The sequence below is a fragment of the Streptomyces sp. NPDC093089 genome (assembly GCF_044754405.1).
Lineage (GTDB): Bacteria > Actinomycetota > Actinomycetes > Streptomycetales > Streptomycetaceae > Streptomyces.
Map to the genome: position 1 here is coordinate 186,109 of NZ_JBIVPA010000011.1, position 13,547 is coordinate 199,655.

10 protein-coding genes are annotated in these 13,547 nt (G+C 72.7%); 2 read left to right on the forward strand and 8 right to left on the reverse strand.

Annotation, left to right across the window (positions count from 1 at the left end; all coding sequences use genetic code 11):
- Positions 1 to 116: 116 nt before the first annotated feature.
- The 6 genes from ACIQFX_RS26070 to ACIQFX_RS26095 all read right to left on the reverse strand — a co-directional run bounded on the left by ACIQFX_RS26070 (position 117) and on the right by ACIQFX_RS26095 (position 5,972).
- Positions 117 to 620 (reverse strand): methylated-DNA--[protein]-cysteine S-methyltransferase, encoded by a 504-nt coding sequence (locus tag ACIQFX_RS26070; RefSeq protein WP_402467869.1) that lies wholly within the window; start codon positions 618 to 620, stop codon positions 117 to 119.
- 6 nt (positions 621 to 626) lie between these two features.
- A complete protein-coding gene (locus ACIQFX_RS26075) occupies positions 627 to 2,114 on the reverse strand; it encodes an AlkA N-terminal domain-containing protein (RefSeq protein WP_402467871.1) in 1,488 nt (495 codons plus the stop codon).
- 98 nt (positions 2,115 to 2,212) lie between these two features.
- A complete protein-coding gene (locus tag ACIQFX_RS26080; RefSeq protein WP_402467873.1) occupies positions 2,213 to 2,935 on the reverse strand; it encodes a DUF4232 domain-containing protein in 723 nt (240 codons plus the stop codon).
- Between the two features lie 84 nt (positions 2,936 to 3,019).
- Positions 3,020 to 3,640: an L-threonylcarbamoyladenylate synthase gene (locus ACIQFX_RS26085; protein ID WP_402467876.1), complete on the reverse strand. Its 621-nt coding sequence runs from the start codon at positions 3,638 to 3,640 to the stop codon at positions 3,020 to 3,022.
- A gap of 9 nt (positions 3,641 to 3,649) precedes the next feature.
- On the reverse strand, positions 3,650 to 5,071 hold the full coding sequence (locus ACIQFX_RS26090; RefSeq protein WP_402467878.1) for a phytoene desaturase family protein: 1,422 nt from the start codon (positions 5,069 to 5,071) through the stop codon (positions 3,650 to 3,652).
- Between the two features lie 64 nt (positions 5,072 to 5,135).
- A complete protein-coding gene (locus ACIQFX_RS26095; protein ID WP_402467881.1) occupies positions 5,136 to 5,972 on the reverse strand; it encodes an inositol monophosphatase family protein in 837 nt (278 codons plus the stop codon).
- Positions 5,973 to 6,195: 223 nt separating this feature from the next.
- Here ACIQFX_RS26095 and ACIQFX_RS26100 point away from each other — a divergent pair, with 223 nt between their 5' ends.
- A complete protein-coding gene (locus tag ACIQFX_RS26100) occupies positions 6,196 to 7,005 on the forward strand; it encodes a serine protease (protein ID WP_402467884.1) in 810 nt (269 codons plus the stop codon).
- Here the strand turns inward: ACIQFX_RS26100 and ACIQFX_RS26105 are convergent.
- Together ACIQFX_RS26105 and ACIQFX_RS26110 are read right to left on the reverse strand one after the other, a co-directional pair.
- Entirely contained in the window at positions 6,959 to 8,542 is a 1,584-nt protein-coding gene (locus tag ACIQFX_RS26105; protein ID WP_402467886.1) for an NCS1 family nucleobase:cation symporter-1, read from the reverse strand. The two genes, ACIQFX_RS26100 and ACIQFX_RS26105, sit on opposite strands and share 47 nt — an antisense overlap.
- A 316-nt stretch (positions 8,543 to 8,858) precedes the next feature.
- Positions 8,859 to 10,838 carry a galactose oxidase-like domain-containing protein gene (locus tag ACIQFX_RS26110; RefSeq protein ID WP_402467889.1) on the reverse strand — a complete coding sequence of 660 codons (1,980 nt, stop codon included), beginning with the start codon at positions 10,836 to 10,838 and terminating at the stop codon, positions 8,859 to 8,861.
- Positions 10,839 to 11,180: 342 nt separating this feature from the next.
- On the opposite strand from ACIQFX_RS26110, the gene ACIQFX_RS26115 reads away from it, so the two are divergent.
- The gene (locus ACIQFX_RS26115) at positions 11,181 to 13,448 is read left to right on the forward strand and encodes a Dyp-type peroxidase (RefSeq protein ID WP_402467891.1); all 2,268 of its coding nucleotides are present in this window, start codon (positions 11,181 to 11,183) and stop codon (positions 13,446 to 13,448) included.
- The last annotated feature ends 99 nt before the right edge of the window (positions 13,449 to 13,547 follow it).

A 13,547-nucleotide genomic window follows, 5' to 3' on the forward strand; every position in this document is an offset into this window, starting at 1 on the left:
GGGACGCGTCGCAAGGCGGAGGGCCCCGGCTCGTACCGGACTGCTTGCGCGGTCCGACAACGCGGCGGGGTGCCGCGCCGGGCGTCGTGAGGCGGTGAACCCTTCCGGCCACAGCACTAGAACAGGACGTCGGGTTCCGCCGCGCCCGACTCGAAGGCGAGGAGGCGCTGCTTGCGGTCGAGGCCGCCGCCGTAGCCGGTGAGGCTGCCGCCGGCGCCGATCACGCGGTGGCAGGGGACGATGATGCTGACGGGGTTCTTGCCGTTGGCGAGGCCGACGGCCCGGGAGGAGCCGGGGTTGCCGAGTTCCTCGGCGAGTTCGCCGTAGGTGCGGGTCTCGCCGTAGGGGATGCGGAGCAGCTGGTCCCAGACCCGGAGCTGGAACGGGGTGCCGACGAGGTTCAACGGCAGGTCGAACGCGGTCAGTTCGCCGGCGAAGTAGGCGTCGAGCTGGCGGACCGCCTCGGTGAAGGGGCGCGGGTCGGGTTCGCCGAAGGTCTCCTCGGGCGGACGGTGGCGCTGGTCGGTCATGTGGACGCGGCTGAGGACGCCGTCGACGGCGACGAGCGTCAGCGCGTCGTAGGGACTGTCGACGACGGTGTGCCGGACGGAGGGGGCCATGGCGGTTCAGTGTCCTTCGTGGGGCAGGTGGTTGATCGGGTGGTCGTCGGTCGCCCAGAGGTACTGGACGGCGTAGGCGCGCCAGGGGCGCCAGTGCGCGGCGCGGGCGGTGAGGGCGGCCGGGGTGCCGGGCAGGCCGAGTCCCTCGGCGGCGCGGCGGACACCGAGGTCGCCGGGGAGGAAGGCGTCGGGGTCGCCGAGGGCCCGCATGGCGATGATCTCGGTGGTCCAGGGGCCGAAGCCGGGCAGGGCGAGCAGCCGGGCGCGGGCCTCCTCGCGGTCGTCGGCGGGGCCGAGGGTGAGCGAGCCGTCGGCGAGGGCCCCGACCAGGGTGAGGAGGGTGGTGCGGCGGCTGCGCGGCAGGGCGAGGCTGTCGGGGTCGAGGGCGGCGAGCGCCTCGGGGCTCGGGAACAGGTGGGTGAGGCCGCCCTCGGGGTCGTCGACGGGGACGCCGTGCGCGGTGACGAGCCGGGCGGCGTGGGTGCGGGCGGCGGCGGTGGAGACCTGCTGGCCGAGGACGGCCCGGACGGCGAACTCGGCGGGGTCGACGCTGCCGGGCACCCGGCGGCCCGGCGCCTTGTCGACGAGGGGCGCGAGCAGCGGGTCGGTGCGCAGCCGTTCGTCGACGGCGACGGGGTCGGCGTCGAGGTCGAGGAGCCGGCGGCAGCGGCTGATCGCGTGGGCGAGGTCGCGCGGGTCGGTCAGGGAGAGCCGGCAGGCGATGTGGTCGGGGCGGGGGGCGAGGGCGACGATGCCGTGTCCGTACGGGAGGCTCAGCGTCCTGCGGTAGGCGCCGCCGCGCCATTCCTCGACGCCGGGGACGGCGGTGGCGGCGAGGTGGCCGAAGAGGTTGGAGGGCTCCAGCGGGGCGCGGAACGGCAGTCTGAGGCTGATCGTCCCGGGGGTGGGGGGCGGCCCGGCCGGTGAGCGGCGGATGGCGCGGGCGCGGAGTTCGCCGGGGGTGAGGGCGAAGACCTGGCGGACGGTGTCGTTGAAGGTGCGGATGGAGGAGAAGCCGGCCGCGAAGGCGACCTCTCCCAGGGGCATCGGGGTGGTCTCGATGAGCACCCGGGCGGTCTGGGCGCGCTGGGCGCGGGCCAGGGCGAGGGGGCCGGCGCCCAGTTCGGCGAGGAGCTGGCGTTCGATCTGGCGGGTGGACCAGCCGAGGTGCCGGGCGAGCCCGGGGACGCCTTCCCGGTCGACGACGCCGTCCTGGATGAGCCGCATGGCGCGGGCGACGGCGTCGGCCCGGACGTTCCAGTGGGGCGAGCCGGGGCTGGTGTCGGGCCGGCAGCGCTTGCAGGCCCGGAAGCCGGCGCGCTGGCAGGAGGCGGCGCTGGGGTGGAACTCCATGTTCTCGGGCTTGGGCGGGACGCCCGGGCAGCTGGGCCGGCAGTAGATCCGGGTGGTGCGGACGGCGGTGAAGAACACGCCGTCGAAGCGGGCGTCCTTCGACTGGACGGCCCGTACGCAGCGCTCGGTGTCGGTGTGCATGGTTCCAGGATCGGGGACGGGCGGGACGCGGGCTGGCGAGAAAACGACATGGCCGTCCGCCCTCGCGCGGACCGGGCGCCGGGACCGGCGCGGCCGGGTCAGTTGCCGCCGACGGGTCCGACGTACGAGCCGGGGTGGGTGGCTCCGTCCTGGAGCAGCACCGAGGAGAAGTCCCAGGTCAGCGTGGTCGAGCGGGTTTCGCCGGGCGGGGTGACGACGAGCCGCTTCGGGGTGAGCTCGACGCCGGAGCCCTCTTCGTACGACTGGTAGGTGACAGTGAAGGTCGTCGTGGCCCCGGGCTTCAGCGTGACCGGGCGGGGCGTCTGGGAGGTCTGGCGGGGGAGCGACCAGGTGGTGTCGCCGACGAGGTCGACGCCGGGGTAGCCCTTGAGGGTGCAGGGGGCGCCGCTCTTGTTGGTGAGCTCGACGACGACCGCGCCCTGTTCGCCGACGGCCTGGGCGCCGCTGCCGGGCGCGATCGCGAAGCCGAGTCCGGCCGTGCGGCAGGGCCCGGACGCCGCCGGGGCGTCGGACTCGGTCGCGGTGCCGCCGGAGGCCGTGCCGCCCGTGCCGCCCGAGCCGCCCGTGCTCCCCGAGCCGGAGGAGCCGCCGGTCGCCGTACCGCCGGTCGACGACGAGCCGTCCGACGACGGGCCGCCGGCGGCGTCCGGGGCGGAGGGCGCCGGGGCCGAGGTGGTGCCGGGGGTCGAGCCGCCGCTCGCCGAACCCGAGGTCGTGCCGCCCGAGCAGCCCGTCAGGGCGAGGCCGCAGACGAGCGCGGCGGCGGACAGGGCGGACGTGCGAGGGCGACGCCTTGACATGGTGGAACTCCCCCGTTGTGGTGCCGTGTCGGAACGGCACAGGATCACACGCCGGGACGCGGCCCGGCCGGTCGGCGCGCCGTCCTACTCGAACCGCGTGGTGTCTCCCGCCCCGCGGCGCACGATCTCGGGCTCGCCACTGGAGAAGTCGACGACGGTGGTCGGTTCGGTTCCGCATTCGCCGGAGTCGAGGACCGCGTCGACCTGGTGGTCGAGGCGCTCCTTGATCTCCCAGCCCTGGGTGAGCGGTTCGGCCTCGTCGGGCAGGAGCAGGGTGCTGGAGAGGAGCGGCTCGCCGAGTTCGGCGAGGAGCGCCTGGGTGACGACGTGGTCGGGGATGCGGACGCCGACCGTCTTCTTCTTGGGGTGCAGCAGCTGGCGCGGCACCTCCTTGGTGGCGGGCAGGATGAAGGTGTACGCCCCGGGGGTTGCCGCCTTGACCGCGCGGAACACGTCGTTGTCGATCTGCACGAGCTGGCCCAGCTGGGCGAAGTTCTGGCACATCAGCGTGAAGTGGTGCCGGTCGTCGAGGTCGCGGATCGCCCGGATGCGGCTGATGCCGTCCCGGCTGCCGAGCCGGCTGCCGAGCGCGTAGCAGGAGTCGGTCGGGTAGGCGACGAGCGCTCCGTTCCGGATGCTGTCGGCGACCGCGGCGATCGTGCGGTGCTGGGGGTTGTCGGGGTGGACGTCGAAGTACTTGGCCATGGGGGCAGTCTATTTTCGCAGCCGGCGCCAGACGGCCTTCGCCGCGTTGTGGCCGGACATGCCGTGCACGCCGGGGCCGGGCGGTGTGGCGGAGGAGCAGAGGAACACCGCCGGGTGCGGGGTGTTGTAGGGGCGCGCGGAGAGGGTGGGGCGCAGCAGGAGCTGGAGGCCTCGGGCGGCGCCGCAGGCGATGTCGCCGCCGACGTAGTTGGCGTTGCGGGCGGCGAGTTCGGGCGGGCCGGCGGTGGCGCGGGCCAGGACGCGGTCGCGGAAGCCGGGGGCGAAGCGTTCGATCTGGCGCTCGATCGCCTCGGTGAGGTCGCCGCGCCAGTCGTGGGGGACGTGCCCGTACGCCCAGAAGACGTGCTTGCCCTCGGGGGCGCGGGACGGGTCGACGAGGCTGGGCTGCGCGGTGATGAGGAAGGGGGCGTCGGGTGCGGTGCCGGAGGACGCCGCGCGCAGGGCGGTGTCGATCTCGCCCGCGGTGGGGCCGATCTGGACGGTGCCCGCGCGCCGGGCCTCGTCCGCGGTCCACGGCACCGGGCCGTCCAGGGCGTAGTCGATCTTGAAGACGCTCGCGCCGTAGCGGTAGTGGTCGTAGTGGCCGCCGAAGCCGGCGATCCGGGCGAGGGCGGTCGGCGAGGTGTCGAAGACGTAGGCGCGGGCCGGCGGCAGGTCGTCGAGGCGCTTGACCTCGAAGTCGGTGTGGACGGCGCCGCCGAGGTCCTTGAGGTACGCGGCGAGGGCGTCCGAGATCGACTGCGAACCGCCCCGGGGCATGGGCCAGCCGCCCGCGTGCGCGGCGAGCGCGAAGACCAGGCCGACGGCGCCGGTGGCGAGGCCGCCGAGCGGGGCGATGACGTGGCCGACCAGCCCGGCGAACAGGGCGGGGGCCTTCTCGTCCTGGAACCTTCGCATCAGCCAGGTGGACGGGGGCAGGCCGGCGAGGCCGAAGCGGGCGAGGGTGACGGGGTCGCGGGGCAGCGCGGTGAGCGGCAACTGCATGAAGTCCCGGGCCAGGGTGTCCCACTTGCCGAGGAAGGGGGCGACGAGCCTGCGGTAGGCCCCGGCGTCGCGCGGCCCGAAGGAGGCGGCGGTCTCGGCGACGGAGCGGGCGAGGACGGCGGCGGTGCCGTCGTCCCAGGGGTGGGCCATGGGCAGTTCGGGGTGGAGCCACTCCAGGCCGTACCGGTCCAGCGGCATCGTCCCGAAGACGGGCGAGCCGGCTCCCAGGGGGTGCACGGCGGAGCAGGGGTCGTGGCGGAAGCCGGGGAGCGTCAGCTCCTCGGTCCTGGCCCCGCCGCCGATGGTCGGCTCGGCCTCGAAGACGGCCGTGGAGAAGCCCCGCCGGGCCAACTCGACGGCGGCGGTGAGTCCGTTGGGCCCCGCCCCCACGACGACCACATCGAGCACCGACGTCCCGTTCGTCACCTTCGAACTCCTTCGTCAGCCGATGGCCAAGGCTCCCCAGGATAGGCCGGTGGCCCGGCCGGGCTCACCGCCCCCCGAGGAGTCTCCGGATCCGCTCCGCCGTCGCCGCGTCCCTGGCGGCGGTGAACGGCAGCGCGTTGCCGCCGGCGACGCGGAAGCGCTCCCCCGTGATCGTGGTGTCCGTGCCGCCCGCCTCGGCGACCAGGAGCAGTCCGGCCGCGTGGTCCCAGGCGTACTCCCATCCGAACGCGGTGGCGTCGAGGTCGCCCCGCGCCACCGCGAGGTACTCGAGCCCGGCGGAGCCGCACGGGCGGCGGCGCACGCCCTCCGTGTCCAGGGAGAGCAGCGCGCGCTTCTGCTCGGGGCTGCTGTAGTCCGGGTGCGAGGTGGCGACCTCGACGATCGCGCCGGGCAGCGGCGATCCGGAGCGCAGCGGCCGCCCGTCGAGGGTGGCCCCGCGGCCGCGGACCGCGACGGCCATCTCCTCCAGGGCCGGTGCGAAGGTCCACGACGCCAGGACATCGCCGTGTCGTGCGAGGGCGACGAGCGTGCAGAACGCGGGGTCGCCGTTGACGAACTGGCGGGTCCCGTCGACGGGGTCGACGATCCACACCGGGGCGTCGCCGCGCAGCGCCTCGCAGACGGTCGGGTCGGCGTGCACGGCCTCCTCGCCCACCACGACGGAGCCCGGCAGCAGCGCGGTCAGGGAGGCGGTGAGGTGCGCCTCGGCGGCCCGGTCGGCCACCGTGACCAGGTCGTGCGGCCCGTTCTTCTCGATGATCTCGTCCGCGCCGAGCTGCCGGAACCGCGGCATGATCTCGGCGGCGGCCGCCTTGCGCACCGCCTCCTCCACCTCGCCCGTACCACCGTCGAGGACGTGCCCCAGGAAGTCTCCGATCATGCCCCCAGCTAAGCACGCGCCCCTGACATCCGGAACGTCGCGCCCGCCACCCTCCGTTTCCCCGCAGGCTGCCTCGCGGCCGGGTCGGGCGTCGACCGTCCGTGACCGGTGTCCGCCGTGATCGTTGACGAGCCGACGGGCCGGGGCGGACGCGGGACGGGGAGAGGAAACGTCTCCGCAGTGCCGGGGTCCGGGAAGACGTCGTCGACGGGTCGGAGGGTTCATGAGCTGGGCGCGGAAGGTGACGGGCGCGGTGGCGGGGGCGGTCGCGGCGCTGGGGGCGCTGGGCACGGGGCCTGCGGCGGGGATCGTGGGAGGGGAGGAGGCGAGGCCGCACCAGTATCCGTTCATGGCGGGTCTCGTGGACCTGGAGGAGCGGCGGGTGATGTGCGGCGGGGCCCTGATCGGGGAGCGGTGGGTGGTCACGGCGGCGCACTGTGTGACGGGGTCGTACAGCAGCACGGACCGGGTGGGGGTGCTGCTCGGCGAGCACGACCTGACGGTGCGGGAGGACAGTCCGAACGCGGTGATGGCGGCGACCGCGCGGATGGTCGTGCATCCGGACTACGACCCGGAGAGCCAGCGGAACGACATCGCGCTGGTGCGGCTGGCCGAGCCGGTCGCGTTCGACCGGGACGTGCGGCCGATCGCGCTCCCGTACTCGTTCGAGCGGGGGGCGTTCGACCACACGCGGGTGGAGGCCCCCGGCTGGGGCACCACGTCGTTCGGGGGACGGCCGTCGGCGGTGCTGCGGACGGTGACCCTGGACACGATGAGCAACCCGGTGTGCGGGACGAGGGGTATGCCGCAGGTGGCCCCGTCGCAGCTGTGCACGTACGCCCCCGGGCGGGACACGTGCCAGTACGACTCCGGCGGACCGCTGGTGCACGCGGTCGCGCGGAAGCCGTACCTGATCGGCCTCGTGTCGTACGGGAAGGGGTGCGCGACCGAGACCCCGGCGGTGAACACCCGGGTCTGGTCGTACCTCAGCTGGATCGAGCGGACGACCGGGAGGCTCCCCCGCGCCTCATGAGGACGGTGTGGAGGAGCAGGGAGGCGGCGAGGCCGACGGCCCAGCCGTAGTCGGCGAGGGGCTTGAGGAAGGGGATGAGGCCGTCCTCGGGGAAGGGGCCGGCGCCGGGGGCCGAGTGGGAGCCGCCGACGGCGAGGACGCCGCCGACCGCGAAGGCGAGGACGGCCGCCGGGTTCCAGCCGCCCCGGTACCAGTAGGGGCCGTCGGGGCGGTAGAGGCCCGCGAGGTCGAGGGCCGTGCGGCGGACCAGCCAGTAGTCGGCGATGAGGATGCCGGCGACCGTGCCGAGGAGCCCGCCGACGAGACCGAGCCAGGTGAAGATGTACAGCTCGGGGGTGGCGGTGAGCTTCCACGGCATGATGACGACGCCCACGACGCCGGTGATCAGCGCGCCCGTGCGGAAGTTCACCCGTTTCGGCGCCAGGTTGGCGAGGTCGTACGCCGGGGAGACGACGTTCGCCGCGATGTTCACCGACAGGGTGGCGACGAGGACGGTCACCAGGGCGAAGAGGAGCCCGAAGACGCTGTCGGTCTGGGCGGCGAGCGCCACCGGGTCCCAGACGGGCGCCCCGTACACGGCCTGCGAGCCGGAGGTGACGAGCACCGAGAGCAGCGCGAAGAGCGTCATCGTGGTGGGCAACCCGAGGCTCTGGCCGAGGACTTGGGAGCGCTGCCCGGCGCCGAAGCGGGTGAAGTCCGGGATGTTGAGGCTGAGGGTCGACCAGAAGGCGATCATGCCCATGAGGGCGGGGAAGAAGACGGGCCAGAAGTCGGCGCCCCAGCCGAGCGCGGACGGCTGGTCGAGGAGCGGTCCGAGACCGCCCGCCTTGGCCGTGATCCACCCGAGAAGGGCGAGCGCGCCGACGATGACGAACGGCGCGGCCCAGTTCTCGAAGCGGCGCAGCGCCTCCATCCCCCGGTAGATGATGGCGAGTTCGAGCGCCCAGAAGAGGACGAAGCAGAGCCAGAGGGTCCAGGGCTGGCCGCCGATCCGCGACGCGTCCGCCCAGCCGGTGCCGAAGAGCACGCCGAGGACCTTGTCGAACAGGACGAAGACGCCCTGGCCGCCGATCCAGGTCTGGATGCCGAACCAGGCGCAGGCGACGCCGGCGCGGACGAGCGCGGGCAGGTTGGCTCCGCGCAGCCCGAAGGAGGCGCGGGCGAGGACCGGGAACGGGATGCCGTACTTGGGCCCGGCGTGTCCGGTGAGCAGCATCGGGAGCAGGACGACGACGTTGGCGAGGGCGATGGTGAGGACGGCCTGCTTCCAGTCCATGCCGAGGGCGACGAGACCGGAGGCGAGCATCCAGGACGGGATGTTGTGGGCCATGCCGACCCAGAGGGCGGCGAAGTTGTAGGTGGTCCACCGGCGCTCCGCGACGGGGACCGGGAGCAGGTCGTCGTTGACGAAGCGGGGGTCGTCGGGGGTGCTGCCGGGCGCGAGCTCGACGCGGCCGTCGTGGACGTCGTACGCGCCGGGCGTTCCGGCGGGAGTTCCGGGGTCTCCGGGTCTTCCGGAGGAATCGGTCGCGGTCATGGGGCGGAACCCTTCGTTCGGGGACGGAACGAGGCCGTGCGGGCGTGGGGTTCTTGGATGTGCGGAGTTTCGTCCCGGGCGACTGGACCGTCAAGACCGGCCGCTCCAGCGGTCGTCACGACTTTCTGACGGGTACCGGAGCGACGTGCCGGAAGGGCGGGAGGGTGTGAAGGCGCCGTGCCCGGCGCGACCGGTGAACTTCTGCTCGATGACGGGTCCGGGCCGCTCGCCGTCATCATCGAGGCCCGGTCGGCGGTGAGCCCCCAGCCGTGTCCCTGCGACCGGCTGGGGGCTCACCCCGGGAAGGCGACGGGTGTCAGTCGTCGGCCTTCCCCTTGGTGGCGGTGGCACCCGTGGTCGTGGCCGTCGGGGGCTTGAGCTGGACCCAGCCGGCCTTGCTCGGTGCGCCCTCCTCGTTGAGGAGGAAGAGCATGTAGTGGCCGGGCGGCGCTGCAGCGGCGCCCGGTGGGGCCTGAAGCTCCAGGAAGTTGCCGCCGCGGCTCTTGATGCGCAGTTCGAGGTGGCGCTGACTGGTGTTGATCGAGTGGGTCGCGGTGGTCGGGGCCAGCAGTACGGCGCGGGTGACGTCGCCGGGTGTACTGGTGCTGACCGTGATCTTCTCGTTGTAGCCGACGCTGGGGTTGAAGATCAGGCCGAGCGCGGGGCGGCTGCCCTGGTGGAGGTAGGCCGGCTCGTAGATCTCGATGCTGCCGTTGTTGTCGTCGGTGATGTCGGGGTCGTTGGCGAGCTGCTGGAGCTCATCGCCCGTGATCATGACGCGGCCGTCCGGGAGGACCACGGCGTTGGAGTGGTAGCCGCGCGGCAGCCGCTGGACGGGGCCGAGCTTCCAGTCGCCGTTCTCGTCGCGCAGTTCGACCTGGCGGTACTTCAGGTCGGCGTTGGGGTTGTACGGTCCGTTGCCGTAGTCGCGGATGTCGAAGGCGCCGTTGACGGTGAGCAGGTTGCCGTTCGGCAGGAGCAGGGTGTCGTCCTGGGTACGGCCGAAGGCGCGGGGCTTCTCGGTGTTCCACTTTCCGCCGGCCAGACGGTAGGTGTTCGGGTCGTTGCGGTCGCCGCCCAGGACCAGGACCGAGTCGGGGCCCCTGAAGCCGGCCGGCAGGGGGACCGCGGAGCCGTAGTTGCGCCTCCACTCGCCGCCGTCAGGGCCGGGCTTGTCCTTGTTGGTGTCCGGGCGGTTCGGCAGGTCGGTCTTGGTGTCGGCGGCGGTGTCGAAGAGCCATTGCTGGTCCACGGAGCGGCCGAGTCCGTAGATCTTCCCGTCGCGCAGCGAGAACAGGTGCGGGTAGTCCCACTTGAACGGGGCTTCGGTGGTGAGCTTGTCCACCCCCCAGCCGATCGGCTTGACCGTCTTGTCGACGGGCACGGGGTGGGCCGCGGCGGGGAAGCGCTCGACGACCGGGGTGGGGGTGCCCCAGCCGAGCTCCGACTGGCCGGACATGATCAGCTGACGTCCGTCGGCGCCGGTGACGACGGACGGGTACCACCGGCCGACGGACATGTCCTTGTTCAGGTACCACTCCTCCGTCCAGGGGTCGAAGACCAGGGACAGCTTGGCGCCGGAGCCTCCGTTGCCGCCGAGGTTGCCGCCGAAGACGCCGAGCATGCCGTTGGGCAGGTAGGAATGGCCGGCGCAGAAGAACGGGGCCGGGCGGGGTTCGTTCTTGCCGTCGGGCATGTTGATGACCGGCGGCTTCTTCTCGGAGAACGCGCCGGGGCCGGTTCCCTTTGCGGGGTCCCAGATCCAGGCGCGGCCGGCGTTCTCCTTGCCGATGGTGTCGGTGGGGGCCGGCTCCTTCTGCGGGTTGACCTCGATCCGCTCGAAGGAGAACAGCAGAACCTTGCCGGTCGGCAGCAGCGCGATATGGGCCGCGAAGTCGGGGGACTGGAAGTACTCGCGGAACCGGCCGAACTCGGCTGCGTCGAAGCCCGCGTTGGCCTTCTCCTGAGAGGCGGTCAGTGCCTTGAGCCGCTCTGTACGGGTGGTCTGCGGGTACTCGCCGACGCCGGCCAGTGCCTTCCTCGTGCGGGCGTGCTCCTCGGCGTGCTCCTTGCCGAGCGTCGCCGCCTCGTCGGGGTCGACGGTGACCGGTGCGGTCGCCGCCCGGGAGGCGGGGCCGGAGGGAAAGGAATCGCCCCCCTCGTCGTGACCGTTGTGGGCGAGTACGGGGCCTGCCGACGCCAGGGCCATGGACGCGGCCATCGCGGTGGCGGCGCAGACGGAGACGGCCGTGGCGAGCCGTCGGCGGACGGGCCGGGGCGGACTACTGCGGGACATGGGACTCCTTGCCGCGGAGGTGTGGGCGCACCGGCCACCGGCCGGGGACGTGTCGGGAGCGGGCTGCGCCAGGACTGCCAGCTGTTCACTCAGAGTGGCAGGCTTCAGCTTTCCGGCGGGTTGCTCGGCTGTCACCCCGAGACATGCAGGCGGGTGATCCCGAGCGCCGAATGCGCCCCGCCGCGCCTCACGCGCCCCCCGACCAGCACGTTTATGGAAAACAAACGGGTGACGGACGGCTTCGCCGGCCGGTCGACCACCGGAAGCACACAGGGGTGCCGCATACCTTGCCGATTACTCCGCGCAACAACGGCGCGGAGGTGTCGATCTTCTGGAGTGAGCATGGTGGACGACCTCAAGCTGCGTGACAGCGACGACATCCAGGGCGATGTCATCGCCGGCTTCAAGAAGGACCAGATGACCCTGCTGTTCCTCAAGTTCGAGGACGCGGCGCGGGCGCGTACCTGGGTCAAGGGCTTGGAACCGCAGATCTCCACGACGCGGCAGGTGGCGACCTTCAACGCCGCCTTCAGCAAGGCCAGGAAGGCCTCGGCCGGAGACGACCCGAAGACGCTCAAGGCCACCTGGATCAACGTGAGCTTCACCTGCGCGGGCCTGCGGGAGCTGACCGGGAAGGACCCCCTGCCCTCCGTCAGGCCCGGGAGCGGCCTGGAGGCCTTCAAGCAGGGCTCGGACAAGCGGGCACTCGGGGACACCGGCGACAGTTCGCCGGAGATGTGGCTCTTCGGCAACGGCAGGGGTCAGGTCGTCCACGCCGTCCTCACCGTCGCCTCCGACACCGTCCAGGACCTGCAGGCGACGGTCAGACAGCAGCGCGAGGCGTGCGCCGCGGCCAAGATCGTGATCGTGTTCCAGCAGGACGCCGCCACCTTGCCCGGGAGCCGGAGGGGCAAGGAGCACTTCGGCTTCAAGGACGGCGTCAGCGAGCCCGGCGTGATCGGCTTCGACGAGCCGGACCCCGTCAAGCCCGAGTACGTCAAGGGCCATCACGGCACGCGGCTGATCCCACCCGGCGAGTTCGTCGTCGGCCACGACCGGGTCGGCGGCGTGCCGCACGAGACGCCCGCCTGGGCCGACAACGGCACCTTCCAGGTGGTCCGCCGGCTGGGTCAGGACGTCCCGGGCTTCTGGGCCCAGGTCGCCGGGCAGCTGAAGGTGCTCAAGGAGGCCAAGGTCGTGCCGCCCGAGGCCACCTCGGAGTGGCTGGCGGCCCGCCTCGTCGGCCGGTGGCGCTCGGGCACCCCCGTCGCCACGTGCCCCAACGCCGACAGGCCCTCCAACGCACTGGCCGGCGACGACAACGACTTCGGCTACCGCAACGACCCCGAGGGCTTCATCACCCCGCTCTTCTCGCACCTGCGCTGCACCAACCCCCGGGACGGCCTGCAGGAGAAGCCCGGCGATCCGCCGTTCGACGAGAACCCGGTGATGGACCGCCGCCGGATCATCCGCCGCGGCGCCCCGTACGGCGCGCCGTTCGACCCCGCCTCGGAGGGGCCCGGCGGGCCCGACGAGAAGCGCGGCCTGCTCTTCGTCTGCTACCAGTCGGACATCGAGCAACAGTTCGAGTTCATCCAGAAGGCATGGATCGACAGCCCGGACTTTCCGCCCAACCGTCCCCACAAGCCCGGCCCCGACGGCATGGTCGGCGCCGCCGGCAAGCTCAGCTACGAAAGCCCCGGCAGGACCACACAGCTGAGCATGAGCCAGTTCGTCGTCACCGAGGGGTCCGTCTACGCCTTCGTCCCCTCGCTGACACTGCTACGGCTGCTCGGCGACGGCCGGCTCACCGACAAGCCGCCCGCCGACGTCAGGCCGACCGACGCCTTCCTGCCCGTCCCCGACATGCAGCGGACCGACGGCAAGAGCTGGTACTGGGCGTACGGGACGGGCGCCGACGGTGACACCGTCTGCCGGACCCTCTCCATCGCCGACGGGGACGAGCACACGGACGTCCGCGAGCGCCCCGACCGGCCGCTGAGCACCTGGCCGTGCTACATCGGCGTGAAGAAGGTCGACGCGATCCTGCCCGTCCCGGACGAACAGCGGATCAACGGCCGCAGCCGGTTCTGGCTGTTCCACACCGTCGAAGGCCGGCAGGTCTACCGGAAGATCTCGATCGCAGACGGCGCCGAGTCCGGGCGCCCGCCGGAGCAGTCCGCCGCGATCGACCTCCCGGACCGCTCGCTCTCCGCCTGGGTCTCCTTCAACGGCATCGAGAGGGTGGACGCCTTCCTGCCGGTCCCCGACATGCAGCGGGTCGACGGCAAGAGCTGGTACTGGGTGTTCCACACCTTGACGGGCCGCCAGGTCTACCGACTCGTCTCGGTCGCCGACGGCAGGATGCACCAGGACAACCTCGAACGCGGCGACCGCGGGCTCGACCTGTGGCGATCGCTCGCCGGAATCACGCGCATCGACGAATTCCTCGCGCTACCGGACATGCAGAGGATCAACGGCATGAGTCTGTTCTGGGCGTTCCACCAGGACAAGTACCGGATCATCGTGATCCGCGACGGCCACGGCCACGAGGACCAGGTCACGGTGGAGGACCGGCCGCTGACGATGTGGAGGTCCCTGACGGGCTGACCGGCCCTTTCCGACCCTCGCTCCGGCATCGGGAGCAGCCAGTGGCCCGCCACGGCTGCCCCGGGGCCCGTTCACCGGAGCGCGGCCCCGTGCCGGGCA